This is a genomic window from Desulfuromusa kysingii (assembly GCF_900107645.1).
GTDB lineage: Bacteria > Desulfobacterota > Desulfuromonadia > Desulfuromonadales > Geopsychrobacteraceae > Desulfuromusa > Desulfuromusa kysingii.
In genome coordinates, this window is record NZ_FNQN01000005.1 from 209,189 (window position 1) to 234,764 (window position 25,576).

The 25,576-nt window shown below is 48.5% G+C and carries 24 protein-coding genes and 3 tRNA genes; 8 read left to right on the forward strand and 19 right to left on the reverse strand.

All coding sequences use genetic code 11. From position 1 onward, the window contains the following. The first annotated feature begins 110 nt into the window (after positions 1 to 110). Positions 111 to 1,208, forward strand: coding sequence for a GNAT family N-acetyltransferase (locus tag BLU87_RS09860; RefSeq protein ID WP_092347545.1), 1,098 nt, complete (start codon positions 111 to 113; stop codon positions 1,206 to 1,208). Between the two features lie 98 nt (positions 1,209 to 1,306). Here BLU87_RS09860 and BLU87_RS09865 read toward each other — a convergent pair whose 3' ends face one another. Genes BLU87_RS09865 through BLU87_RS17440 form a run of 4 tightly spaced genes read right to left on the reverse strand, consistent with a single transcriptional unit; the run spans position 1,307 to position 5,691 of the window. Next, complete coding sequence (locus BLU87_RS09865; RefSeq protein WP_092347548.1) at positions 1,307 to 1,927, reverse strand: 4Fe-4S dicluster domain-containing protein; 621 nt, start codon at positions 1,925 to 1,927, stop codon at positions 1,307 to 1,309. Beyond that, positions 1,924 to 2,613 carry a TorD/DmsD family molecular chaperone gene (locus tag BLU87_RS09870; RefSeq protein ID WP_092347551.1) on the reverse strand — a complete coding sequence of 230 codons (690 nt, stop codon included), beginning with the start codon at positions 2,611 to 2,613 and terminating at the stop codon, positions 1,924 to 1,926. The genes BLU87_RS09865 and BLU87_RS09870 overlap by 4 nt, the downstream gene beginning before the upstream one ends. Continuing rightward, the gene (locus BLU87_RS09875; protein WP_217637478.1) at positions 2,614 to 4,881 is read right to left on the reverse strand and encodes a molybdopterin dinucleotide binding domain-containing protein; all 2,268 of its coding nucleotides are present in this window, start codon (positions 4,879 to 4,881) and stop codon (positions 2,614 to 2,616) included. Positions 4,882 to 4,926: 45 nt separating this feature from the next. Beyond that, on the reverse strand, positions 4,927 to 5,691 hold the full coding sequence (locus BLU87_RS17440) for a molybdopterin-binding domain-containing protein (protein ID WP_217637479.1): 765 nt from the start codon (positions 5,689 to 5,691) through the stop codon (positions 4,927 to 4,929). A 312-nt stretch (positions 5,692 to 6,003) separates the two neighbouring features. Here BLU87_RS17440 and BLU87_RS09880 point away from each other — a divergent pair, with 312 nt between their 5' ends. Next, the gene (locus BLU87_RS09880; protein ID WP_092347554.1) at positions 6,004 to 7,572 is read left to right on the forward strand and encodes a PAS domain-containing sensor histidine kinase; all 1,569 of its coding nucleotides are present in this window, start codon (positions 6,004 to 6,006) and stop codon (positions 7,570 to 7,572) included. After that, a complete protein-coding gene (locus BLU87_RS09885) occupies positions 7,569 to 8,216 on the forward strand; it encodes a response regulator (RefSeq protein WP_092347557.1) in 648 nt (215 codons plus the stop codon). Before BLU87_RS09880 ends, BLU87_RS09885 begins: the two co-directional genes overlap by 4 nt. A 7-nt stretch (positions 8,217 to 8,223) precedes the next feature. Here the strand turns inward: BLU87_RS09885 and BLU87_RS09890 are convergent, their stop codons facing one another. Then, positions 8,224 to 9,504: an MFS transporter gene (locus BLU87_RS09890; RefSeq protein WP_092347560.1), complete on the reverse strand. Its 1,281-nt coding sequence runs from the start codon at positions 9,502 to 9,504 to the stop codon at positions 8,224 to 8,226. Positions 9,505 to 9,777: 273 nt separating this feature from the next. On the opposite strand from BLU87_RS09890, the gene BLU87_RS09895 reads away from it, so the two are divergent. Then, on the forward strand, positions 9,778 to 11,478 hold the full coding sequence (locus BLU87_RS09895; RefSeq protein ID WP_092347563.1) for a potassium channel family protein: 1,701 nt from the start codon (positions 9,778 to 9,780) through the stop codon (positions 11,476 to 11,478). A gap of 149 nt (positions 11,479 to 11,627) precedes the next feature. Here BLU87_RS09895 and BLU87_RS09900 read toward each other — a convergent pair. The 6 genes from BLU87_RS09900 to BLU87_RS09925 all read right to left on the reverse strand — a co-directional run bounded on the left by BLU87_RS09900 (position 11,628) and on the right by BLU87_RS09925 (position 14,576). Beyond that, positions 11,628 to 11,704: transfer RNA gene (locus BLU87_RS09900), tRNA-Arg, on the reverse strand. Positions 11,705 to 11,942: 238 nt separating this feature from the next. Further along, a tRNA-Ser gene (locus BLU87_RS09905) sits at positions 11,943 to 12,031 on the reverse strand. Between the two features lie 194 nt (positions 12,032 to 12,225). Continuing rightward, positions 12,226 to 12,313: transfer RNA gene (locus BLU87_RS09910), tRNA-Ser, on the reverse strand. Between the two features lie 101 nt (positions 12,314 to 12,414). Then, positions 12,415 to 13,686, reverse strand: a complete 1,272-nt coding sequence (gene serS, locus BLU87_RS09915; RefSeq protein WP_092347566.1) for a serine--tRNA ligase — start codon at positions 13,684 to 13,686, stop codon at positions 12,415 to 12,417. 166 nt (positions 13,687 to 13,852) lie between these two features. Beyond that, the gene (locus BLU87_RS09920) at positions 13,853 to 14,278 is read right to left on the reverse strand and encodes a universal stress protein (RefSeq protein WP_092347569.1); all 426 of its coding nucleotides are present in this window, start codon (positions 14,276 to 14,278) and stop codon (positions 13,853 to 13,855) included. 28 nt (positions 14,279 to 14,306) lie between these two features. Beyond that, positions 14,307 to 14,576 carry a hypothetical protein gene (locus BLU87_RS09925; protein WP_092347572.1) on the reverse strand — a complete coding sequence of 90 codons (270 nt, stop codon included), beginning with the start codon at positions 14,574 to 14,576 and terminating at the stop codon, positions 14,307 to 14,309. 159 nt (positions 14,577 to 14,735) lie between these two features. Between BLU87_RS09925 and BLU87_RS09930 the strand changes: the two genes are divergently transcribed. After that, on the forward strand, positions 14,736 to 15,506 hold the full coding sequence (locus BLU87_RS09930; protein WP_092347575.1) for an MBL fold metallo-hydrolase: 771 nt from the start codon (positions 14,736 to 14,738) through the stop codon (positions 15,504 to 15,506). A gap of 90 nt (positions 15,507 to 15,596) precedes the next feature. On the opposite strand, the gene BLU87_RS09935 is transcribed toward BLU87_RS09930, so the two are convergent. From BLU87_RS09935 to BLU87_RS09960, 6 genes are all read right to left on the reverse strand, one after another. Further along, positions 15,597 to 15,818 (reverse strand): hypothetical protein, encoded by a 222-nt coding sequence (locus tag BLU87_RS09935; protein WP_092347578.1) that lies wholly within the window; start codon positions 15,816 to 15,818, stop codon positions 15,597 to 15,599. A gap of 59 nt (positions 15,819 to 15,877) precedes the next feature. Further along, positions 15,878 to 16,102 carry a hypothetical protein gene (locus tag BLU87_RS09940; RefSeq protein WP_092345219.1) on the reverse strand — a complete coding sequence of 75 codons (225 nt, stop codon included), beginning with the start codon at positions 16,100 to 16,102 and terminating at the stop codon, positions 15,878 to 15,880. A 333-nt stretch (positions 16,103 to 16,435) separates the two neighbouring features. Then, entirely contained in the window at positions 16,436 to 16,942 is a 507-nt protein-coding gene (locus BLU87_RS09945) for a permease (RefSeq protein ID WP_092347581.1), read from the reverse strand. Beyond that, positions 16,939 to 17,421: a permease gene (locus BLU87_RS09950; RefSeq protein ID WP_092347584.1), complete on the reverse strand. Its 483-nt coding sequence runs from the start codon at positions 17,419 to 17,421 to the stop codon at positions 16,939 to 16,941. The genes BLU87_RS09945 and BLU87_RS09950 overlap by 4 nt, the downstream gene beginning before the upstream one ends. A 6-nt stretch (positions 17,422 to 17,427) precedes the next feature. Continuing rightward, a complete protein-coding gene (locus BLU87_RS09955) occupies positions 17,428 to 18,384 on the reverse strand; it encodes a D-2-hydroxyacid dehydrogenase (protein WP_092347587.1) in 957 nt (318 codons plus the stop codon). A 2-nt stretch (positions 18,385 to 18,386) separates the two neighbouring features. Further along, the gene (locus tag BLU87_RS09960; protein ID WP_092347590.1) at positions 18,387 to 19,094 is read right to left on the reverse strand and encodes a GGDEF domain-containing protein; all 708 of its coding nucleotides are present in this window, start codon (positions 19,092 to 19,094) and stop codon (positions 18,387 to 18,389) included. A gap of 168 nt (positions 19,095 to 19,262) precedes the next feature. Between BLU87_RS09960 and BLU87_RS09965 the strand changes: the two genes are divergently transcribed. After that, positions 19,263 to 21,011, forward strand: coding sequence for a sugar phosphorylase (locus tag BLU87_RS09965; RefSeq protein WP_092347593.1), 1,749 nt, complete (start codon positions 19,263 to 19,265; stop codon positions 21,009 to 21,011). A 105-nt stretch (positions 21,012 to 21,116) separates the two neighbouring features. Here the strand turns inward: BLU87_RS09965 and BLU87_RS09970 are convergent, their stop codons facing one another. Both BLU87_RS09970 and BLU87_RS09975 read right to left on the reverse strand, forming a co-directional pair. Beyond that, positions 21,117 to 22,328, reverse strand: coding sequence for a glycosyltransferase family protein (locus BLU87_RS09970; protein ID WP_092347596.1), 1,212 nt, complete (start codon positions 22,326 to 22,328; stop codon positions 21,117 to 21,119). Between the two features lie 3 nt (positions 22,329 to 22,331). Then, a complete protein-coding gene (locus BLU87_RS09975) occupies positions 22,332 to 23,123 on the reverse strand; it encodes an HAD-IIB family hydrolase (RefSeq protein ID WP_092347599.1) in 792 nt (263 codons plus the stop codon). Positions 23,124 to 23,445: 322 nt separating this feature from the next. On the opposite strand from BLU87_RS09975, the gene BLU87_RS09980 reads away from it, so the two are divergent. Further along, on the forward strand, positions 23,446 to 24,735 hold the full coding sequence (locus BLU87_RS09980; protein ID WP_245706444.1) for a hypothetical protein: 1,290 nt from the start codon (positions 23,446 to 23,448) through the stop codon (positions 24,733 to 24,735). A 144-nt stretch (positions 24,736 to 24,879) separates the two neighbouring features. Then, positions 24,880 to 25,404, forward strand: coding sequence for a MarR family winged helix-turn-helix transcriptional regulator (locus tag BLU87_RS09985; protein WP_092347605.1), 525 nt, complete (start codon positions 24,880 to 24,882; stop codon positions 25,402 to 25,404). Positions 25,405 to 25,576 lie beyond the last annotated feature (172 nt).

Sequence of the window (25,576 nt, forward strand, 5' to 3'; positions counted from 1 at the left end):
GGCTGGCCCATCAGCATCCACTTTGACGGGGATGATGGGGATCTGCAAGTTTATGTTTTTGGAGATATGTTTGCTTTTCATCAACAAAGTAGACATGTTACTCTCTTTGCATGACGAATAAACTAGAATCGCAAATGCTCGATGCGCTCGAATTATTTTACTATGCCAACAAATTTCGCAGCCATCTTTTTGTTATTGTTCTTGATGATAGCAGTACCCTCGATGAGTTAATGCTGGATATCCGCATGCTTAACGCTGCGCATATCCGTACCCTTATTCTGCACCATCCTTGCGCGCAAGTGACGAAGACACTGGACCTCTGGCGGCAACGTGGCTTTCCCTTTCACCATTATTCCAATTTACAGCCGCAACAGGTGCGGGAGGGGGAGCATTTTCCTGTTGGAGTGGAAGCTATCCCCATCTGTGAGCTGAATCTTGACGGTTATCCCAATCCACATGCGTTGGTAAAAGCAGCGCTGCAGGTCGCGGAAAATGTCGGGGCCGACAAAGTGTTTTTTCTCGGCAAAGAAAAAGGGCTGGTGATGGGTGAAAAGTTTGTCTCCCATCTGCATCCTCAGGAGCTGCAAAAATATCTCGACGCCGACAATCAGTTTAACATCGAGAATGAGAAGCTCAATTTGTTCATGCAGGCGAGTACCAGGATTGGTGTTGAGGTGGTACTGCTCAATTCTGCTAGCGGGTCTTTGTTTGAAGAAATCTTTACTCACCGTGGTAGCGGTTCCCTGTTTACCAGCGATTATCCCAATGTTATTCGTCAGGGGCGAAGCGGTGATCTGATGGATCTGCTGATGCTGGTCAAGCATGAAATAGCGGATGGCTCTATTTTGCCCATCAATGAGGATTTTCTCGCCGATAATGTCGGACACTATTTTGTCTTTACCGTCAATGATACGATTGTTGCCGCGTCCACTCTTGTGGACTATGGAGTGGCTGCTGAACTGGCCAAGTTCTGTACTCTGCCCCGTTATCAGGGCAAAGGGCGTGCTATGCAGCTGGCCCTGAGTATGATCGAAACGGCAGCGAAGCAGAAAAAAGAGTATGTGTTTGCCTTGAGTATCAACAAGAAAATGTGGACTTTTTTTGAAAATCTGGGATTCAGTGAAGTGGATCGTAAAGAATTGCCACAGCAATGGCAGCAACAATATGACTTTTCCCGACCTTCCCGCGCCTTTCGTTTGCTCCTCTAAGACGACTGGTAACAATAAAAATTAAACAGAGGCCCTGGTCACTCTATTGCAGTTGTTGTGTTACCAGGGCCCCTTGTTTGTCAGGTTAAATTGTTAATCTATGGTGTCGCAATAAACGGACCATTTTTGATGTGTTTTTCGTAGTCCAATTGGTCCATTGTCTCCTTCAACCCAATGTAATAAACATTTGGTTTGGTCCCATACTCTGGGGACAGAACCTGGCAGTCATGTTCCTTGAGCAACTGACTCACTTCGCTGTTCGGATCAGAGAGATCCCCGAAATACAAAGCATGGGCGACACAGGTGGAAACACATGCCGGTAATAGACCGGCAGTAACTCGGTTAAAGCACATATTACACTTGTCGGCTACCTCGGTTTCCGGATTCAGATAACGGGCCCCATAAGGGCAATTGTCAACACATTCACCACAACCGACACAGGTCTCCTGATCGATGGTGATGATCCCTCCGGCATCGCGATGAGTCGCATCAACCGGACATACGGGTATGCATGGTGCATCCAGACATTGGTTGCAGTAATGGGGGATTTTTGCTCGTGACACCTGTGGATATGTCCCTTTGTCCTGTTGGAACACCCAAGAGCGATAAAAATCTCCCGGAACACTATTTTCGAACTTACAGGCGACGGTACAGGCATTACAACCTATACAGCGCCTCGTATCGATTACGATTGTATAATTACTCTTGTCAGTTTTCATGACGTTTCCTCTCTCACTTTCGGTGTGTCAAGGGCAGTGACGTCTGCTTCAACCCATGCCGTAGCAGCTGCGGCAATGTTGGCATAATAGCCGGGCGCGATATTGTGTAGCGCGCGGGCAAAGTTGCCACAAGCGGTACGCAGGTGATCTTTGATAAACCCGACTTGATATTTCTGCCATTGGGATGCGACCAACTCCGGTCCCTCAATGACTTTAGATTGCAATGCGTTTTTCTCGGCACCACATAAGAAAGTCATAAAGGCCAGTTCCAAGCCAACATGATCAGGCATACAGCTTTGCCGTAAAGGCTCATAGATGGACAGATGATCCAAAGTAAAACCGGTCTCCTTCCAACACTGAGCGATATGGTTTGTTGCTGGGCCATTCAGTTTGTCAAACGGTTTACCGTCCTCCGTATAAGTCCGCAAAGCAGACTCATACGGAGGGACATACTGCCCGGATTTCGGCACAAAGAAACAATCGAAGTAGGATTGCTCAACGGCACCGATATCACTCAATAAGGCGGCCCAATCAACTTGACCTTTGAGCAGAAAGCCTAAAGCCTCTTGCTGTTGAGTTAAACTCTCAAGCGTTGGTTTCTGCAGAAAGACGCTGGCTAATAAGCCATAGATTTTCTGTCTGCTTTCAACTTCTGCGATGTCGTCAGCTGATAGTGTATTGGTCATCTAAATTTTCTCCAGGCGGAATGCTCCGCCATTTCGTGCTGGAGACCCGGTCGCCATGTCCGAATAGCCAAAGGGCTCTTTGAAGGTCGGGTCGACAAGTGACAAACCACTGAGTAAAACCCCTTTGGCCCGCTTGGCATCACCGCCGAAGGAGCGATTGCCTGCATGGTGCTTTTTCACCCCATACTCCCAGTGACCGTAGCCGTAGGCGACAGCGATTACCCCTGTGCCAACACCTGATCGAACCTGCAAGATCCCTTCAGCTGTGGCACCGGTTGCCGAGATAATCCGTACCCGATCACCATCTTTAAAGCCTTGCTGGGCAGCATCCTGAGGATTGATTTCCAGGTAGTTACCTGCGGACATGCTTGTGAGGATCGGGCTGTTAGCGAGAGTGGAGTTACTGCGCAACTTCGCTTTATAAGAGACGCCTTTAAAGGGCCATTGCAGCTTCGGAAAAACATCTTCCAGTAAACGACCGTCGGCAAAGCGTTCAGGCTCAGAGGTGATGACACCTGGATAGAACTTGCCGGTGATGGAATTACGTTCCGTGGCGATCTCTTCAGCATAAATATTGACCCGTCCGGTATAACCATATTTATGGTTGTCACCATCAAAACCTGCGCCCTCGGGTTCATAACGACCGCCTCTGGACATCATAAAGGCAACACGTGGCCACTCTTCTTCTGTCAAAGCTGCTTTCCACGGTTTGATCACCTCATCCAACCCCTGGAGCTGCATCTCTTCGGCGGAAAGTTTTGGTAGCGGTGTCCCGGCATAGGTTGTGTTTGCTGCCGCTCTGAGGAAATAATCCTCCGGACTGTTCAAGGGGTAAGTTTTTTTGTCACTGCCAGTAATGGCCTTGTCACCATACCCTGGAATGCCTATTTTCTTCGCCACATCAATGACGTAGTTCTCGAAGCAGGCATGACGCTTGGAATCGATTTTAGGGGTGAGAGGAGTGACGACAGGCCAGCGCATCCCTTTGTATTTTCCAGCGAAATTCCCTTCCATATTGGGGAATCCCCAGCTTTCATACTGGGTGGTATCGGGGATAATGTAATCGGATATCGCTGACATTTCTCCCATAAAGGCGTCACAGCTGATCATCAATGGGATGACATCCGAATTTTTGAAGGCGTCCATGACATCTTTACGCGCAGCTGCCGGGGTCGCAAAGAATGGGTTGGACATCCAGTTGATTAATATCTTCGCTGGATAGGGATAACCATTGATGAGAGAGAAAACCGCCTGATTGTCAGCACCTGTCACTTTGGCATGCCAAGGCAGCCGTGAAGGATAAGCTGGCTGACCAGCGGCAACTTTATTTTTATACTCAGTCGATTTCTCATAAATACCGTTCCGACCGAGGTTGACACCACCTTTTTTGGGCCCACCTTTAATTGATTTCAGATCGTAGCGCGGACCGCCTGAGGTCGAAGGGTAAGCGAGACGGCGATTGATTACACCACCTTTTTTGTTGATGTTGCCAAGCATGGCATTGATGAGGGTAAACGCTTTGGCAATATTCATCCCCGTAGCGGATGTAGTATTGCCCATCCCTTCTATGGAGGCTTTAGTCCCATGGGAAGTCAGATTTTTTGCAATCTCGATGATCTTCTCAACGGGAATACCACAATCCCTTGCGTATTCTGCCAGAGGTTGTTGCATCACACTTTTTTTCAACAGCGAAAAAGCGGTTTCGACCTGGATGGGTTTGCCGTTGCTATCTTTTAATTCACCTTTGAAGAACAGATCGGCTTCAGCTGTTGCCGTGATCTGGACTGGCTTTTGCGTCGCTTTATCAATCACAATAAAAGCTTCAGCTTTCCCTTTTTTCTTTTTGGGAGCTGCAAGGCCAAGATCTTCAGCCCTGAGCAGGCGACGATAATTTTTATGTTCAGAATCGGTAATAACGAGGTAAGAGGAGTTCGTATAGCTGTTGAAGCCCTTCTTTTTTGCCGCTTCAAATGTTGGAGAACTCATGTAGGGAGCATTGTAGCGATGGTTGACAATGATCCACTGGGCAACAGCCATAACAAAAGAGTTATCGGTTGTCGGGATAATGGGGATCCAGTCAGCGGATTTACCGACTGAAGAGACGGCACCACCAACCATAACCGGATCAACAACGGTAAACTTGAGTTTGCCATCGTTAGATTCTATGGATGCTTGTCTGCCGATTGCCTGCATGGGTTTGCCGGAGTTGCCGGGATATTCACCGAGGAACAATACATATTCGGCATTGTTCAGGTCGGGTCTGAGCATGTTACCACCAGTTTGCGTCCGCGCCGCGGTCGCTCGACTACCACCTCACGAGGAGCCGTGAGTATAGGTGTTGACGGTGCCATAAGCTCCGGTAAAGCGGAACGCAAATGGGGTTCGACCATCACCACGACCACCGATAAAGGCGAGCTGATTGGCTTTGCTCCCCATTTCCGGTTGGTTTTTATCCAGCAGAGTTTCGGTATCTCTGACTTGACGCAGACCTTCTATTTGTCGCGATTCGCCGATCGTAGAAAAAAGGGCACCACCTTCGACCGTCTCTTGGACCGCCGTGTCCCAACTGATAGGTTGCCACTTGCCACTGCCACGATTGCCAGCTCTTTTCAATGGGACTAGAATTCTGTAAGGGTCGTAATGGGATTCCAAAGTTCCTTGTCCGCGAGCACACAGGGTTGCTCGGTGTTTCAAACCAAGACCCTTGTATTGACTTGAAGCAAGATAAGAGTCTGCCAGAGGGGTATCCATTGGGAGATGGGGTTGCGTATTCTGTGGGTTGTAGGGGTTGCCGCTGACAGAGAGAATTTGACCGGTCTTGCGGCTGATCTTCACCTGATTGCCACAGGACGAATAGCAGCCGACACAGCAGCTATTGCGCATGAAGATGTCAGGGTTGATGGTCACTTTCCCTGTCAACGGGTCAATGATTGCTTCGAGCTCTTGGCCACCGTTCTTCATCGGCGTAAAGGTCGGTACGGTTTGAGCGTAGAGCAGATCTTTGAACCCAAGACCTGTCAACGTCGACGCACTAATCAGTGCCGACGCCTTTAAAAAATCGCGTCTACCTAGTTTCATAAATCCTCCATTAGAATTTTGACTGTCTCGCAGGAAACAGCCTGACGAAATAAAGATTCCTCATTGTAAGAGACTGCTGGCAGGAAACAGTCCCTTAGATGTTAAAATGCGTTTGGAACCCAATTTGCTATGAAGGATCTCATAAGGCGGGTATTGGTACTATCAGGTGATCACCTGATTTCAATGGGGGGAGATCGTGGATACTTGGTTTCGCTACTAGAAAATGGACTTGATCATGCTACAAATAAATTGGATCTATCCGTAAAAGCTGTTAGTTTTCTAGAGGTTTCATCATCACTATTGGAGGCATAGATGCAGAGCAGCGTCGAAATCAAGAGAGATGGTAGGTTGAGCTACGCAGAGCAAGAAGAACGGATTGCTCAGCTCGAAGAACAACTACGCCATGAGAAACAATGTCGGATACATGCAGAAGATAAGGCGGTAGTCCTTGAAAATGTTTTTCAGGCACTCCCCACCGCGATTTTCTATAAAGATCTGCAAGGGATTTATCTTAATTGCAATAAAGCTTTTGCCGAGATCAAAGGTATTTTTCAGCACAATATTATCGGTAAGACCGTTTTTGATGTCGCATCACAGGAAAGAGCTGAGGGTTGTTCCGAAGTGGATGAAGCTTTGAGGGCTAGAGGAGGAGGTTCTCTCACTTATGAACTGACTATTAATCCAGAGCATGGCCGACAACGCGATGTTATCTTCAGCAAAGCGATCTTCCTCGGTGCAGACGGAGAGCCAGCCGGAGTCGTAGGTTTGATGTCCGATATCACCGAGGTTAATCGACGTAAGCATCAGCTGGTTAAGCTGAAAACCAAATATCAATCCCTGCTTGAAACAATTCCACACGGAATTATTGAACTGGATACAGAGGGTATTATTACTTACTCAAATAATGCCTTTAAACAGATGGTCGGTCGGGAGGATGCACCCCCCGAAGGTCTGAACCTGAAAGATCTCCTGAAGCCTGTTGAGGATGAAAGTTGCTCCGGGGAATGTTTAACTAACTTTTTACACAATAAGCTATCTACGGCTTCATGCAAGGCCAAGGTTTCGAGTCATACCGGTCGGATCTTTGATGTTCAGCTTGACTGGAGCTATAAATATAATGAAAACAGGGATGTTATCGGTTTTATTTTGATTGCAACCGATATGACCGAACGTAATCAAGCTGAAGAGAAGCTGAAGCGTTATCAAGTGCAGTTGCGTTCGCTCTCTTCTCAACTTTCATTGGTTGAAGCGAGAGGACGACGTAAGATTGCGACTGAGCTACACGACAACCTTGGGCAGAATTTGGTTCTGGCAAAGTTCAAGATAAAAAGCTTGAAATCAATGAATTCTTCCCCTCAATTGACAAGTGAACTTAATTCTGTAGAACAATCGATTGAGGCGGCCATCAGCTTTGCCCGCTCTTTAACCGCAGAGGTCAGCCCGCTGATTCTCTACAGCCTTGATTTTGAGTCATCGGTTGAATGGTTAGCAGATAATATTCTTGCCCCTTGCCAGATCAAATTCAGGATCAAGACCGACGATGCTTTAGAGGAATTGAGCGAGGATACTCAGGTTCTTCTGTTTGAGGCGGTACGCGAACTGTTTGTCAATATCGTTAAGCACGCCCAGGCAAAAAATGTCCATATTTATCTTAAAAATATTCCCGAAGGTCTTCAGGTTCAAGTTGAGGATGATGGCAGGGGGTTCGTGTATGATCCTGAAAGCGAGCTCGAAGATTATTCCGGGTTTGGTCTTTTTAGTATCCGCGAAAGGATTAAATACCTGCAGGGGAAGATCAGAATTTTAACCTCTTTGGGGCAAGGGACCTGCGTCCAGTTTCAGGTCCCGAAGGAATCTTCAAAAATGGAAGGTACGGTATGAGTTATTCAGTATTGCTGGCAGATGATCATCAAATGTTTCGAGAAGGGATTTGCCATCTGTTTGAAAGTAGAGACGATCTGTTTGTTGTTGGCGAAGCAGGAGATGGACGCACTGCTGTGCAAATGGCCCGGAAGATGAATCCGCAAGTCGTTATTATGGATGTCTCGATGCCTGGTTTGAATGGCATTGAAGCTACGCGCCAAATTCTCGCTGACAATCCCGAAGTTAAGGTGGTTGCACTTTCGATGCATTCAGACCGACGCTTTGTTTTAAAAATGCTCAAAGTCGGAGCATCAGGCTATCTGTTAAAAGACAGTGTGTTTGATGAATTGATTCACGCTATCCAGGCGGTTATTCATGGAAAAACTTATCTGAGCCCTGAAATCGCCGGCCTGGTTCTTGATGACTACCGCAACCTGTCTGAACATGCTGAAGAGAAGACGACTTCACCGCTGTCGCCCCGGGAACGGGAGGTGGTTCAGTTGATCGCCGAAGGCCAGACATCGAAGCAGATAGCCGAAGCGCTTAACGTCAGCACCAAGACGATAGAAACTCACCGCGCTCAGGTGATGCGAAAACTGAATGTTCACAACTTGGTCGAGCTGACAAAGTATGCCATCCGTGAGGGATTAACGAGTATCTGAGCGTAAGTTATTTGCCTGGCTTGCGTGGCAGCGTTTCAACCGCAAACAGACCTGCTACCAGAGAGAGGGATGCGCAGATCAATAAGATTGTAAACGCCTGTTGGTAGGCCGCTAACCCAAATATGTTGCTGTCCTGTCCATGGCGTTCCAGAATCCATCCGAGCAAAGGTTGTAAAATCGCTGTTCCGGCAAATGGAAAGAGTGTGACCAATCCTATCGCGGTACCGGTGCTATGGGGAGGGAACAACTCCTTGGCGGCGGTGAAACCAATGACTGCAGATCCGCTCGAAAAAGCCCCCAACAAAAAGCAGATGATGTAAAGACTAGCAAGGTTGAGTTGGTCCGTGGCAAACACTAATATGAGGGTTATTGCCAAGGTCACCAGGCTGCTCAGTACCAGAACAGCTTTACGTCCTTTGAATATGCGATTGGAGAGCCAGACGAGAAAAAAACTGCCGAAGATTTTCCCAGCGACGGTCAAGGATAGGATTTTAGCGACCCGAACAGGGGTAAAACCATAGATTTGCTGTAAAAATGGCCCCCCCCAAAGTCCGGCAAAAGTGAGGTAGATCGTCGGCAGCAAGAAAAACCAGAGGATGATAGGGCGCACTGACCTGGAACGGATAACCAGCAGCATCCCATGCAGTGGTTTGATTTTAGGAGTTGTTTCAGCGGGATGGGTGATGGGGCTCTGCCAACCCAAATCAGCAGGCCGGTCACGGACTATCAACCAGATCAAAAGAGCCAGAATCAGTGTCAACAGAGCGACAATGAGAAAAGACGAACGCCATCCTACTTGGTCGCTGAGCATGGCCAAAGGGACGGTCGAGAACAGCGCACCAAGTCCTCCCAGTGCCAGCAGCGATCCGGTCATGATGGCAAATTCCTCGGCGCGAAACCATTCAGACAAAACTTTCATCGTTGGAGCGAAGAGCATAGAAACGCCGAGTCCGACCATGCCCCTGCCGACCACGGCAAGCCCAAGCGATGTGGCTTGACTGAGTAAGAGTGACCCCGTTGCGGCTACGAGAAGAAACAACGGAATTGTTCTTCTGGCTCCCCAAGAGTCGGCTAGAATCCCTGCTGGCAGTTGCATGATTGCATAGGGGTAAAAATATGCAGAACTGAGGAGCCCAAGAATCACGCCACCTGTTTGCAGATCGCGCATCATATCGACGGCTAAAACTGCCGGGCACAAGCGATGAAAGTAGACCAGAATATAACCACAGCCAAGGACACCAAAAATCAGCCAGCGGTAACGCAGGGTTTTAGCTAAAGCAGAGGGCACGACAAATGAACCTTTTCGAAAGAGACTTGTCCATTAGCAAAAAATATGATGAAGACAGGTAATGATTTTGGGCTATCTTATCGGTTATGTCTACAATATATGACCAATACGTACACGGATAATGTCAAACCGCTGCGCCTTTGCTCTAATTCTTGAATGCGACTCATAGTGACCTTGACGTTACAATGAATATGTCGTTTTCTGAGTATATAATGTGGTTAGCATGTGATAAGTCTATTTTTCAAAAATGACCCATAGTCATGAGGATTTTCGATGAAGTTTGTTGTCAGTCAATTGTTCTCCCTCCTCTTGCCAGTGCGCAACCGCCCCAATATCAGGGCTCTGGTGAGTTATTCGCTTCTGTTGGTAGTGACCGTGGTGCTTTTTGCCTTCGGTTTTCACTGGATCATGACTAATGTCGAAGGTCAGGATCATTCCTGGGTCACCGGTGTCTATTGGGCTCTTACCGTTATGACCACCCTTGGCTTCGGTGATATCACCTTCCATAGTGACATCGGACGACTGTTCAGCATCGTCGTCCTGCTGACCGGGGTGGTGTTGCTGTTGATCGTGCTTCCGTTCGTTTTTATCCGCTTCTTTTATGCGCCGTGGATTGAATCTCGCTTGCGTTTCCAGGCGCCCAGAGCCGTGCCTTCTGGAATGCGGGGCCACGTCATCTTATGTCGCCTGGACAGTTTGGCTACAGAACTGATGGCGCGATTACAACTCAATGGTATCCCTCACTTTGTGATTGAACCGGACCCTCTCAAAGCGGTACAGATGCACCACGAAGGGGTCCCTGTGGTGACAGGAAGGGTCGAGGATCGGGAGACCTACGAAGCGATGGCTGTGGCAGATAGCCGGATGGTCGTCGCTAACTGCGCCGATACGACCAATACCAACATCACCTTGACGATCAGAGATTTCTCTCCGCAGGTACCAATTACGGCTGTGGCCGAGAACGAGCAATCCATCGACCTGCTGGAGTTGACGGGCAGCAACCACGTGTTGCCGCTCAAACTTCAGCTGGGAGAGCACCTCGCCAATCGTGTTAGCACCGGGCACCTCCATTGTCACGTGGTCGGGCGAATGGGCGATCTTCTGATAGCAGAATTCCCGGTGCACAATACTCCGTTGGTTGGGTGTTCTTTACGGGAACTGAAAATAAGAGAATCCTTTGGTTTGAACGTCGTCGCCGTGTGGGAGCGAGGGCACATGGTGCCGGTGACGCCGGATACTATCCTTGCTGACGTAAGCTTTCCCGTGGTAGTGGGCACCGAAGAGCAGGTCACCAGCCTCGATACCTATCTGGTAATCTATAATACCAATTTTAACCCTGTGCTCGTGATTGGTGGTGGTAAAGTGGGTTGCGCTACCACGCAAACTCTACGTAAACGTGGAGTAACTGTTCACATGATCGAGCGAGAGGAGTCTCTACGGAGTTCTCTTGAAGGGGTTGCTGAAAGGTTGTTTATTGGTGACGCAGCTGATCGGGAACTTCTCATGGGTGCAGGGTTGGCCGATGCACCCAGCGTGCTGCTGACCACTAATGATGACGCTATGAATATTTACTTGGCGGTGTACTGCCGCCGCCTGAATCCTGAACTCCGTGTGATCAGCCGCATCACTCATGAACGGAACATTGAAGCGATCCACCTGGCTGGCGCCGACTTTGTCCTGAGCTCTGCGTCCCTTGGGGCGGAGGCGGTGATGTCACTGCTGCAACGTCGAGAATCGGTGATCCTGGGTGAGGGGTTCGATCTTTTTTATGTCCCTGTGCCGACAAGTTTGGCTGGACAGACCTTGATGGCCAGCAATATCCGGCCGCGGACCGGTCTTAATGTCCTGGCACTGCGTCTACCCAATGACGTGGTTGTCCCTGCGACAGCTTCGATGATTTTAGAGCCTGAAGGGGAGCTCGTGATGTTGGGAGATGAATCCCAGCGGAGAGATTTTACAAAAGCATTTCTATGATGTGCCTTTCTGCCTCTCCCCAGGTAGGAGAAGACACTTTGGACAGCTTACGCTTCTACCAAGCTAGCACAGAAGTAATGCACGGATAGCAGAGAGAATAAAACTAAAAAAGGGTTACAGCAATTCTGCTGTAACCCTTTAATTTAAAATGGCGCGCCGCGGAAGATTCGAACTCCCGGCCTTCTGATCCGTAGTCAGACGCTCTATCCAGCTGAGCTAGCGGCGCATGTAATCAAGAGAAGATATATCGCTTAATTTTAGCAATTTGTCAATCTCTTTTAAGCTCTACAATCATTTAACTGGCGGAGAGGGAGGGATTCACCCATTACGTCACCAGCATCCTGCTGGTTCCTGCGTCGGCTCCCCTGCTTTCGCTGACGTGGACATCCTGTCCACTTTTCTGACATTAAGTCAGCGCTCATTCCGCTTCGAATCCCAAAAGGATCCTGTCGTACATATTTATCTGGCGGAGAGGGAGGGATTCGAACCCTCGGTAGCGTTACACTACACTCGCTTAGCAGGCGAGCACCATCGGCCTCTCGGTCACCTCTCCGCAATAAACAGCTTACGATGTTAAATTTTTTAAATGGCGGATGGCCAGGGATTCGTCCACTTTGTCACCAGCATCCTGCTGGCTCCTGCGTTGACTCCCCTGCGCTCACTGACGCAGACATCCTGTCTGCTGTTCTGACATTTAGTCAGCGTTCGCTCCGCTTCAAATCCCATGAGGGATTGGTTTCAATTAAATGGCGGATGGCCAGGGATTCGAACCCCGGGTGAGTTTCCCCACAATAGTTTTCAAGACTACCGCCTTAAGCCGCTCGGCCAGCCATCCGTATCTTTACCTTACCGAAAAACTTTGGGACTGTAACGAAAAATATTCAAGAATGCAAGATAAACCTATTGAATTTTGTAAGATTTCTTGCCTCTCTGAGGCTATTTTTCGATTTTCTCCAGGCCACCCATGTAGGGTTTCAGAACTTCAGGAATAACAACAGAGCCATCTTTTTGCTGATAATTCTCCAGAATGGCCAACAAGGTTCGTCCGACAGCCAATCCTGAACCGTTCAAAGTATGGACTAGCTCTGGCTTTTTAGCTCCTTCACGTCGAAAGCGGATTGATGCACGTCGCGCTTGAAAGTCACGGAATGTGGAGCAGGATGAAATCTCCCGATAGCACTGTTGTCCCGGTAACCAGACTTCAATATCAAAGGTCCGTGCTGCTGAAAAACCAATATCTCCGGTGCAAAGATCAACAACTCGGTAGGGTAATCCCAAAAGTTGTAATACTTTTTCTGCATTTTTTAAGAGTGCGTCAAGTTCCGCGTCGGAATCTTCAGGGCGAACAAACTTGACCAGTTCCACCTTGTTGAACTGGTGCTGGCGGATTAAGCCACGGGTATCTTTTCCATGGGAACCGGCTTCTTTCCGGAAACATGGAGTGTAGGCTGTATAGCAGAGAGGCAAATCTTTTTCATTGAGAATTTCATCTCGATGAAGATTAGTCACTGGGACTTCTGCCGTCGGGATTAAAAAAAGATCAACATCTTCGGTGTGAAACAAGTCATTTTCGAACTTGGGTAATTGCCCTGTCCCTGTCATTGAGGCGCGATTGACCAAGAAAGGTGGCAATGTTTCTTTATAGTTATGTTCCTGGGTGTGGAGGTCGAGCATGAAGTTGATCAATGCTCGTTCCAGACGGGCTCCGGCTCCAAAGTAGACACAAAACCGGGCTCCTGAGAGTTTGCTCCCTCTTTCGAAATCGAGGATTCCCAAGTCCTCACCAATATCCCAGTGCGCTTTAGGGGGAAAGTCTAAGTTTGGTTTCTCTCCCCAGGAGCTGACTTCAACATTGTCATCTTCCGAAAGACCGATAGGGCTCTTTTCATGGGGAATATTTGGAACCCCCATCAATAACTGATTCAGTTGCTCTTCAACCTCACGTAACTGGTCATCTAGGTCTTTAATCTGAGCTGAGACCTCTTTCATGCTGGAAATTTCTGCTTGCACCAGGCTTTTATTCTTGGTTTGGCCAATCATTGCAGAAACTTTATTTTTCTCAGCTTTGAGGACTTCCCCTTTGCTGAGCAGTTCACGACGCTGCTGGTCCAGCGTTGTGAAACCAGAGAGATCAATGGTTCCACCCCGAGTTGCCAAGCTTTTTTCAACCGCAGCAAAATTTTCGCGCAAATATTTAATATCGAGCATTATTAACTCCTTAAAACAACCATCATTCAGTCAAAAAAAATTGATAGCATGTCTATTCTTGAAGTTCAAGGGTTGCTTTTCTCTGTGCGGGAAAAACCGTTGTGAGAAGGCCTGATCTTCTGCTCAAGCCAGTTCTTTGCGACAGATATGACCAGAAAGACCTCGGTTAAAGGAGTAGAACCGGGCATTTGACATTATGGAGCACATAGTTTGCGACGGACCCAAACAGGACATCACGGATTTCGCCACCTCCGGTTTTACGACCAATGACCAGTAGCTGGAACTCTTCATCATTGGCGATGTGTGGAATCACCTGACGTGGAGCGCCAAACTCAAGGCGTAATTCAACAGTAAAACCGGTTTGGCGGAGTTTCTCAGCTAATATTTCCAGTCGGTTCCGGGCGGCTTTCTCGGCATTTTCTCTGACCATCTCAATCTGGAAGTCGGGGATCATCCGGTAAGCAAGCTGGTCATTGATGACATGTAACAAGACCAATCGAAGTGGTAACTTTTCTTTATAGTTGATGACGTCGCTGATGGTCTGTTCCGTTGTAGGGGAATCGTTTACAGGAATTAAGATTCTTGTATTCATGGAAATCCTCCTTTTGCAAAGCGGTCAATCAAAGTGGAATGCGCATTTTTTTACAATAACTGCGTAAAACCATTAATGCTTGATTGATTCGTGATATCCGCATGTTTTTGGCCTTTAGTAGGAGCACATTTTCCAGCGGTATTTGGATCTGGCGAATATCTCTCTGGACTAATGTCAGATTGGAAAGGATAATTTTTAAGTCTGCCGGAGTATATTTTTTTAATACCGGTGGTGAAAGACTGTAAAATCCATCTGCAACATCTTGCGCCATCTTTTTGGGATTTCCTGATATTGCCATAAATAATTCTCCTCTTTTGAATCATACACTGCTTTGCCGCTGCTACCAATGAAAAGCCTCTTGCGTTGCCAACAACATCTATGAAACTATTTTACCAGTTTAAATGATTTGTCCTTGCAGCTACAACTGTTCCAGCATTTCAGAGAGTGAATTTGACCCATGGAAAGACAAACGCGGATATTTGACCCTTCAGTCTCGCTACGTTGTCTTGGCAGCGGCGATGCCTTTGGTAGCGGTGGCCGGTTGAATAGCTGTTATCATCTGAAATCTTCTTCTGTGCAGATGCTTTTGGATTGCGGTTGCTCCAGTCTCATTGGGATGCAGCGTTGGGGGGTGATCGCCGCTGAGATTGACATGGTTGTCGTCACCCATCTCCATGGAGATCATTTTGGGGGGATCCCTTTTCTGCTATTGGAGGGGAAGTACGCCAGTCAGCGGAGCAAACCTTTGACCCTGATTGGTCCTCCGGGTTTGCAACAGCGGGTTGAGGCTACCAATGAGGCATTTTACCCAGGGACTCTGCTTAGTGAGAAGATAAACTTTCCCGTGGAGTATCAATTGTTAGATCCTCGGCAACCACGACGGGTCAATGGTGTCCAGATTGAGTGTTTTCAGGTCAAACATGGTCACAGTCAACAAGCTTACGGATTGCGCATAACGATTGCGGGAAAGATTGTCAGTTATACGGGGGATACCGAATGGACTGAGAATCTGATCCCTCTGTCTCAGGGGAGTGATCTGTTTATTGCCGAGTGTTTTTCTTATCGCCAGAAGATCCCTTCGCATCTGGATTATCAGACGGTATTAAAAAATCGGTCCAGATTAGGGGGGAAGAAATTTGTTTTGACCCATATGGGGCCAGAAATGCTCTCGCGGTCTGATAATCTTGATCTGGATATCATCAATGATGGTGATGTCATCGAAGTTTGAGGTTCTATTTCGTTTAAAAAGAAATCATCTCCAATAAAAAGGGCAGCCGATTGGCTGCCTTTTTTGTTAAACGGAGGATGGGTGAAGATTTCAGTTCTTAGCCGCTGCGGTCTTGCGTGATCCTTGTACTGCAGCTTTGGTCATGCCGAACAGGGTCAATACTGCGGGAACCAGTTGGGCGACGATGAGCAAGGCACAGAATCCGACAAACAGTAGAACCAAGATGCCACTGTTATAGGTCTGGGTGGTGTCCACAGCGAAGGCAGGGATGGCGAACAGGATCATGCTCAGGGTGGCGATAATAGCTTTCATGATGGTCTCCTTTAAATTGTTGGGTAAATTATGTTTCTATATTTGTTGCGTTTGTTGTTTTAGTGATTTGTCACTTGTTTGCGATCACGGCCAAACAATCCTTTGAGGGTCCCGACCAACATGATCGTCGCAGGGACCAGTTGGCAGATAATGATCAGAGCAAAGAAGCCGACAAACAAAGAGATGAGTAATCCAGCACTACCGCCAGTGGTGTTTCCTGCCGCAAAAGCCGAAGAAGAAAAAGTGATCAGGGCGATTAAGGTATTGCGTAATGTGTTTTTCATGGCGTCCTCCATCTCTTATGTTTGGTTGCTTTTTGTTTTGCTAATGACCAGATATATAGCAGTGAACGTGCCAAGTTTAAAAAAATAAAAGTTGAACCAAGCTAAAGTATTGAAAATAAAGAAGGATTTATCGGTCACAATAATAATGATCCATGTCAGGCAGCATATCCATCTGTATGTAGAAGATATACAATTAAGCAGATAAAAACAGGGCTTTAAAAATCATTGAGGGTTGCAACTATCTGGATTTAAAGATTTTGTTGCGGGTATATAAAATGTATATATTTCGTTTTTTTAAATATTTTATTTATTGACAGATGGCAGAAGAAAAAATTAAAGCTTTTGCTTTCTTTCCATGATTGCTTCAATCAGTAAACCTGTGGGAATTGCCAGGGCGATGGTAATCAGAGCTCGTCCAAGGGTAAATGGCCAGCCAAGAAATTCCACTTCAATGGGCACCATTTGTAGTTTAATCGTGTAGCTGGTGAGAACGATGGTTACAACCGCCCACCGTGCTCCACGTTTTTGAATCTCCATGAGCAGGGGGAAGATAATGTAGGCGGGACCGACGAGCAGAGTGCCACATAACACTGCAATCACCAGGCTCTTTATCCCTCCCTCCCGACCCAGCGAACTGACAATAAATTCCTTGCTGATCCACACCTGGAGCAAGCCGACCAGACTGAACACAGCAGTGATTAACAGCAGTACAGAAGAAAAAGTTGTGGCCGCTGAGGCAAAGGCCTTAGCTGCTCGCTCTGGCGTTATCAAGAAGGTGGAAGCATAGGCAATGAGGGTTAAAGAGAACAGCCATTGGGTGCGTAGGAATCTGACGATCATAGCAGTAACCCGAGGATGGTCCCGGAGAGAATGGCGGTAATAAAGCTGATACCGTTGCGGAGCAGAGCAAAGCGGGGGCCAAAGGTCGTGGCTTCAAACGGCAACGTGATGATGCCGATGGCAGTCCAGCTGAAAATAAATGTTGCAATCGCTGGGGGCCAAGCCCCCGCTTTGAGGAGCGTCTCTGCTAGAGGGTAAGCAGCCAAAGGGGGGCCGATGGAGATGGCTCCAGCGAATGCGCTTATCAGTAAAGACCCAGCTCCACTTGATTTTCCGAGAAAACGGGTAATCAATTCGGGAGGGACAAACTCCTGAAACAATCCGACCAGACCAAAAATAGCCATGAGGAAGGGGAGCATTTTCAGCAACGACTTCCACGAGACCCGAAGCGACTGTAGGACTTTGGAACGATCGACCGGCCACAAAAAAAGATAACAGCAGGTGATTGCAAAGAGATAAATGAGTCCTACAGAAGCCATAAAAGGTCAGATCACCTGATTTTGTGGTGAACCATTTTGGAACGCTGCAATGTTTGCGACCACAACTGCAAGGAGCCTTTTCCGGGCTTCAGTTGTTGCCCAGGCGATGTGCGGAGTGATGATACAATTGGGTGCGGATAACAATGGGTTATCTTCATCCGGTGGTTCCTGAGAGAGAACGTCTGTTGCGTATCCTCCCAGATATCCCTCTTCAAGCGCTTCGGCGACAGCGTCTTCATTGATGAGTTGCCCGCGTCCTGTGTTTATCAGGAGCGCTCCCTGTTTGACCCGAGCCAGACGCGCAGTATTGACGAGATTTTCGGTTGTCTCTGTCAGCGGGCAATTCAGGCTGATAACGTCTGATTCTGAAAATAATCTGTCGATGTCGGTAAATTCAAATTCTGTTTCGTGAGCGTATTTTTCCGGATGGGCCGTTTGCACTAAAACCTGCATTCCAAAAGCTTTGGCTATCCGTGAGACATGTTGACCAATCTGACCAAAACCAACGACACCAAGGGTTTTGCCCTCGAGTTCAATCAGGGGGAAATCTCTAAAGCTGAAATCAGCGCAGGTGGTCCAATCCCCTTGCTTGACTCTGTGGGCATGGTGGCCGACTTGCTGGGTCATTTCCAGCAACAAGGCAAAAACCATCTGCGCAACCGATCCGGTGCTGTATCCGGGAACGTTGGTGACGACAATATTGTGTTCTTTTGCCGCTTCCAGATCGACAATATTGACCCCGGTTGCAAGGACACCAATATATTGCAATTTTGGCAGTAGGCTTAATGTTTCCGCAGAAAGCACGGTTTTGTTGGTCAGGACAATCTCTGCATCATGAGCTTTTTCAACAATTTGATCGACGGGGGTGCGGGGATGGATAACACAAGAGCCCAGAGCTTTTAATGGTGCCCAATCAAGATCCCCCGAATTGAGGGTGTAACCATCTAGAACGACAATTTTCATGATCAATCCTTTTTTGTCATGCCACTACCGAATAATTCAGATAGTGTTTGTTTTTCTTCTTTGGAGACAATATTGATACTTGGCGGTTTCGCGTGACAGACGCAATTACGACCGTTTTCCTTGGCTTGATAGAGATATTCATCGGCCTGTTTTACTAACTCTGCAACTGAGATATTCTCCTGTTCTCTGTAGGTTGCGATTCCCAGACTCACCGTTAGCTTTAACGATTTACCGGCAACATCCAGAGGCGTATTTTCAATCACCTGTCTGATCCGCTCAGCGACAGGGATACTTGCTGTCAATGTCGTATCCGGGAGAATGATTGCAAATTCCTCTCCGCCATAACGACAGGGGATGTCCAATTTGCGCACAGTTTTCTGTAACAGAGTGGTCAGATGGATAAGCGCCTGATTACCAACTTCGTGACCCCATTGATCATTCACTTTTTTGAAGAAGTCAATATCCAACATTACCAGAGATGTGGGTTGGCCGCTACGCAGGGTGCGTTCAATTTCTTGCTCAAGAGCCTGAATGAAAGAGCGGTAGTTGCCAATGCCGGTGAGGGGGTCGGTTTTTACCAGGTCAGACAGCGTCGATAAGTTCCGGCGTAATTCAGCGACTTCAAGGGCTATGGGACAGTCAGTAACACCCACAGGGCAGGTTAGGGTTGATGAGGCCGGTGCATGTGAATCGTCCGAGTTGACAGTCATGTTGCTTTTATAAGCAAATATTTAGTAGGGATCAATTGATATTTTGTATTTTCCCGATTCTGGTGGCCCCCCTTCTTGTATTTAATCAGCGGCCCTTCAGTGGTATCATCCTTGGCTTGCAACCTGCATGGATGTGACTTCAGATCGTCAGTCGAAAGGGGTTGCGAGATGACAGGTGCTGAGATGCTGGAGCGTTTTCAACGGCAGGGATCCGAACGTTTAGCACGGATATATCCCGATGAACAGGTAAAAGACCTTCTGGATCAGATAGTTGCAGAGTTGCAAAGTTTTTCAGATACAGCAGCAACAGAGCCGATCAACCGGCTTTGGAGTGAGCAGGATCTGATCTTGATCAGCTATGGTGATTCAATCTGTGCTGCAGGTCTGGCGCCGGTCCAAGTATTATGCTCATTTCTTGAGCAGCATCTGTCGGGAATCGTCAATACTGTCCACCTGTTGCCCTTCTTTCCTTACAGTTCCGACGATGGTTTTGCGGTGGTCGATTATCAATCTGTCAACCCGAGGTTGGGTGATTGGGGTGAAATTGCTGCAATCAACCGTAATTTCGATTTGATGGTTGATCTGGTGATCAACCATGTCTCCAGCCAACATCGCTGGTTTCAAGAATATCTACACGATGAAGCACCGGGGAAGAACTACTTTATCACCCCGCCTAAGGATGCTGACTTGAGTCATGTGGTCAGACCGCGCCAATCCCCATTGCTGACAGAGGTTGAAACCAATCGTGGCTCTGCCAAGGTATGGACGACCTTCAGCGCCGACCAAGTAGACACCAATTTTTCCAACCCGGATGTTCTGCTCGAATATATAAAAGTCCTGCTTTTTTACCTGAGTCAAGGGGCACGATTTATCCGTCTCGATGCGGTCGCTTTTCTCTGGAAGGAGTGGGGGACCAGCTGTCTTAACCTTCCGCAAACTCACGAAATCGTGAAGTTGCTACGCAATATTATCGAAACCGTTGCGCCGAAAAGTGTGTTGTTGACCGAAACGAATCTGCCGCACCAGCAAAATCTCAGTTATTTTGGCGACAGTAATGAAGCCCATATGGTTTACCAGTTCAGTTTATCTCCTTTGTTGTTGCATGGACTGTATCGCGGCACCAGCCTGTATTTATGTGAATGGGCCCGAAGTCGTTGCAATGCTCCGCCGGGGTGTACCTTTCTGAACTTTACCGCGTCCCATGATGGGGTCGGTTTGCGACCGCTGGAAGGGCTTTTGCCTCAGGGGGAGATTGACCTCTTGTTGCATGGGATGGAGAAGTTCGGGGGGCTGGTCAGTTACAAGGCCAATGACGATGGCAGCAGGAGTCCCTATGAGATTAACATCGGCTATTTTGATGCTTTAAAAGGGACCTGGCTGGGGGATGACTGCTGGCAGTTGGCTAGATTTCTTCTTGCCCAAACGTTGATGATCGGCTTGCGCGGCATTCCGGCGTTGTATCTCCACAGCCTGCTGGCAACGCCCAATGATCACGATGGGGTGGCGCAGAGCGGCCGAGCCCGGAGTATTAACCGACACCGTTGGCAGCAGCAGGAATTGGAGGAGCTGCTTGACGATCAACAGTCAAACCAGGCAAAAGTCTTTTTCGAACTCCGGAGGCGTCTGCAAATTCGCCGACAACAGCCTGCTTTTCACCCTGATGGTCGTCAGGAGATATTGCACTTGGGTGAGTATCTGTTTGGCTTCTGGCGCTTTAGCCCGGATGGTAAGCAGAAGCTTTTCGCCGTCCATAACCTGACTGAGCAACCGCGCAACCTATATGTTGATGGTGCCCTTGATGGACAGTTTAATGGCCGCTGGGTGGGATTGTTGACGGGAGAAATTGTCACCAGTGAGCGGGCAGTGATTGAACTCCCTCCCTACCATGTTCTCTGGTTGGCACAACAACAAGAGTAGGGTGTGAACGCCTTGTCGTTATACAGCGTCAAGGCCGATGTGGAGCGATTTGGAGACATAGCCCGGTGGCGATGAGGCTTCGACCGGGCTATTGTTTAACGATCATTATTTATTATCTGCTTCAACCGCCTCATAAATATGGTCAAGGATGTCTGGAATGGCGCTGATCACCCGGTTCCATGTCGGCATATTGGGGGTTTCCATTGGGTTTTGCAGGTAAAATTCTCCGGCGCGCATAATGTTTTCTGCAAATAGCTCAACAGCCTTTTCCTCCTTGTGGCGGTCAATCGATAGGCCGTTCATCTGTGCATCATTGTAGAAGCGTTCAACAAAGTCGAGGGCCTCGCGGAAGTATGTTGCCTTAATGGTCCGGAAAGTTTCCGGAGTGAAGACCATCCCCTGGGTTGCCAATTTGCGGATGACCGCCTTGGTAATGTCAGTGCTCATGCGTGACAATCCCCCTTGTGGGTTATCGGCGGACATCTCCTGATGTTTATGATCGTAGGTGTCGGCGATATCGACCTGACAGACGCGAGTTGTGGTGTAGTTACGGTACATCTCTGAAAGTATCCCGATCTCCAGACCCCAGTCACTGGGAATGCGCAGATCATTCAAGACATCGACCTGCATGGAAAACTCACCGGCCAGGGCATAACGGAAACTGTCAAGGTATTCGAGATAGTCAGTGTGACCGACAACCTTCTGCAATGAACGCAGCAGCGGGGTGACCAGAAGGCGGCAGACGCGGCCATTGAGGCTCTCATTGGCGATACGGGAATAGAAACCTTTACAGAACTGATAATTGAAGGCGGGGTTGGCCACCGGATAGATCAGTCGTGCGAGCATGTTCCGTTTGTAGGTGACGATATCACAATCGTGCAGCGCCACTGCCCGGCTGCGACCGGAAGCGAGGACGTAACCGAAGCAGTACCAGACATTGCGCCCCTTGCCCATTTCTGTCGGCGCCAGACCTTTGTCGGCCAACATTTTGTCGACCTCACGCAGGCGCGGACCATCGTTCCAGAGGATTCTGTGTTCCTGTGGGAGTCTGCCAAAATAGTCTTTGGCGTAGTTGAACTGGCTTGCGTCAGCGCGATCCAGTCCGATAACGATTTCACGTAAATATTTGGCACTCTTCAGATCATCCAGAATCGGCCCCAGAGCCGGGCCCTCCAATTCGGAATAGAGCGAAGGCAGCACCAGACTCATGGGGCGGCGGCTAGAAAATTTAAGCAGATCACTTTCCAGGTCTTCTGTCGATCGATTGGTCAAGTTGTGTAAGGTGGTAATGACACCATTCTGGAAAAAATCAGCCATAAATTACTCCTTATTATATTGTTGCAGGATATCGCAGACAGTTTGATTCCAACCTGCTGGACCCTGCTCCGTTGCGTGAATGATAGAAACGTTCTGCGGGTTTGGTGACACACCGCTGACCGAGGGGATGATGACCGCGAGATCGGCAGCTTCGAGCATGGATTGGTCGTTTGGTCCGTCGCCAAGGGCGACGCTGTACCAGTAACGATTTGCCGGTGCCGGTTGATGTTTGAGCAGCCAACGTAGAGCAGTGCCCTTACCAGTGCTGTTACTGACAATATGATAAAAACGGCCGCCGCGGAGCAGTTGTAAGCCGTGACGGGTGAGGTGGTTGCGGAATTCTTCCAGCTTCGTCGGGTCGTCATCCCAACGGATGGGTTCTGAGCAAAGCCGTTGTTTTGCCAGCTCAGCAATGACCACACTCAAACCTGTGATTGCACTAATTTCCGCTATGGAAAAATCGGCAAATCCTTTAAACTTGTAACCGTGTTGTTGGCGTAGCTGGTGCACCAGATTGATCAGCTCTGAGTAAGGTCTGCCAAAAAAATGTGCAGACTGCATATCGGGCGAGAGGATAATTCCTGAGCCGTTTTCGACAATAAACGGGGTGGATAGTTGTAATTCCTGGTGCAACCTGGACACTTCAGCAGCCGTTTTGCTGGTGCAGAGGATCAGCGGAATGTGTTGCTCTCGCAGCAGTTGCAATGCTGGACGGGCGGCTTCCCAGCTATAGTTATGGTGATCGAGAAGAGTGCCGTCGAGGTCGGTGAATAGGATCAGTTGTGGTTGTGGCATGTTTGTCTCTCTCTGGGGTTGTCGAGCTGTTGCGTCTATAAATATGCAAGGCAGGTGCCAGTCAATTCAGAAACTCTTTTTTGTCGACGGGGAACAGCACTTCACCGGATGGTTAAAAAATGTGAAAATTGTTATTGGTGTCGTGATTCCGGCTGTTTTTCAGTGTTTTTAGACTCAGGTCAGCCATTCTCTTGACATCCGTAGTCGTTACTGTTGTTCTATGGTCAATTGGTGGGTTGTTTCACTTGGATTGGTCCATATTGTTATGGCAGTTGTCCTGTTCTGGGGCGTAGGGTGATCCCCCTTTCTCCTACTAGGTTGAATGATGCCGAAATCAGCATTTAATGCCATAGAGAGTAGTGTGCGGTTCTTTTTGGGTGGAGCCCGAGCTACATTGACGGAGTGCAGTGAGGCTGATCTTGCTCTCAAGGCGGCAGGTCGAGATGAATTTTTATCTGCTGTCAAAATTGGCGGGGTCAGTTATTTATTTCGCGCCGAGCGTAAAGAGCTCGGCTTCACGACCACAGAGAGGGACTTTATCGGCGAACTGCTGACCGCTTTTTCTGGTCTGTTCGCGGGCTTTTCAGCCAAAGGCTATGCTGCCCATTTTCGCACCGCTTTATTGACCTCTTTGGCTGATATTGCGGTCGCGCGTTATATTCGGGGTGACCGGAAGGGGGTTTTCTGGCCGGCTCAAAGTCTGATCCAACTGCTTAAAAGCCTGTCATATCAGCGCTATGAAGGTTCCCCGGCAACAACCGGATTTCTGATTTGTCGAAGTCAGCTGGATGACTTTCTGGCCGCATTGGAAAAAACCCGTTATGACTGGCTTGATCTTGAAGAGAGCCGCCGTCGAATTTCTGCCGATTTTTTTCAAAACCCACTCTCCCACCGTCTGGTGGATGGCGACCGATCCCTGTTTATTGGTGATATCCGTATGAATATTAAAGGGACGATTGGTTTGAAGTCTCCAACTTCGGGAGACCAGATCGAACAATTGGCGCATCGCGCAACCCAGAAACTGCTTGCAATGGCGGGAGAGGGGTCTTTTGCGGTCTATGTCAACCATGCGTCCGAAGTTGAAATCGTCCTCGATCGAGACAGAATGCTGGTGTGGCGCAAGGGGTATTGGGGGCTGTACGATCCAGATATTATCCGTGACTTTCTGGCGGGGTGCCTCGATAAACGCTCGATTGAACATTTGCTCTGGACGGTTTACGCCCTCTCAAAATCCCGGAATGGCATGGTCGTGATGATAGCAGACGATGTCGCTGCTCTGGATGTTCTGCGGAAAGGTTCTGTCGGTGGCCGGGACCCCCTCAGTCGGGCTTTGATCCGGAATGTTCGGGGGAAAAAGATTGGCGCGTTAAAGCGGTCGGGAGAATTGGGCCGCATCCTTTCGTCCGATGGTTTGACAGTTATCAACCATAAAGGCGAACTGCTCGATGCCGGGGTGATTGTCGATACCTCAAAGGTTGGTGATCTGGTCACCGGCGGGGGGCGGACGACAGCCGCAACATCTGCCTCCTATTATGGTCGCGTTATTAAGGTCTCGGAGGATGGTCCAGTGGAGTTATACAAGGCAGGACAGAGCCTTTATCGCTTTGGTTAGGTGTGGGTGTAACCTGCCGCCCCGGTGCCCCCTTAAGAGGGCTTGTCAGAATCAGGATCTGTCTTTAATATGGCTGCTTTTTAAATTCTGCAGCGTGTCAACATGCGCGAGTTATCTGCACAAATCTGTTAAGAAAGGGAGTTGATGGATAAAATAGATAAAAACATCAATAGTGATCCGGAGGTTCCGAAGGGATGCTACGATCTGCGTATCTTACAAGCTCTGCGCCGTATTATCCGCGCTGTCGATCTCCATTCACATAAACTTTCGACCCTGCACAAGATTACCGGACCACAGCTCGCTTGCTTGTTGGCGGTAAAACAGGAAGGCCCACTGACCAGTGGTAATCTGGCCAAAAACGTCTATCTCAGTCCCAGCACAGTTGTCGGTATTGTTGACCGACTTGAGGAGAAGCAGCTGGTGATGCGCAAGCGCAGCAGTGAAGATCGCCGCCAGGTTCATATTTCTATGACCCCGACGGGCGAAGCGCTGGTCGCCGCTGCCCCCTCTCTGCTGCAGGACACTTTAGCGACTGCTCTGGTGGAGCTACCTGAAATTGAACAGGTCTCTATCACTTTGGCGTTGGAAAAACTGGTTGACCTCATGGAAGCACGTCATATCGGGGCCTCACCACTTCTTGAAACCGGCTCGTTGACCGCAGAAAAATAATTCCCCTTCTATCGTCCCTGGCTAGCTGTCTTGACAGAGACGTCTCTTTTTGTTAAAACCTTTCGTGCACGAATGATTCTTTGTCGAATCTTTAGTCCTCTTCCTATTTTTCGCAATGAGGAGCCATTATTGATGTTTTTATTCTAAAAACAGTTTTTCTCCCCTCGCCAGA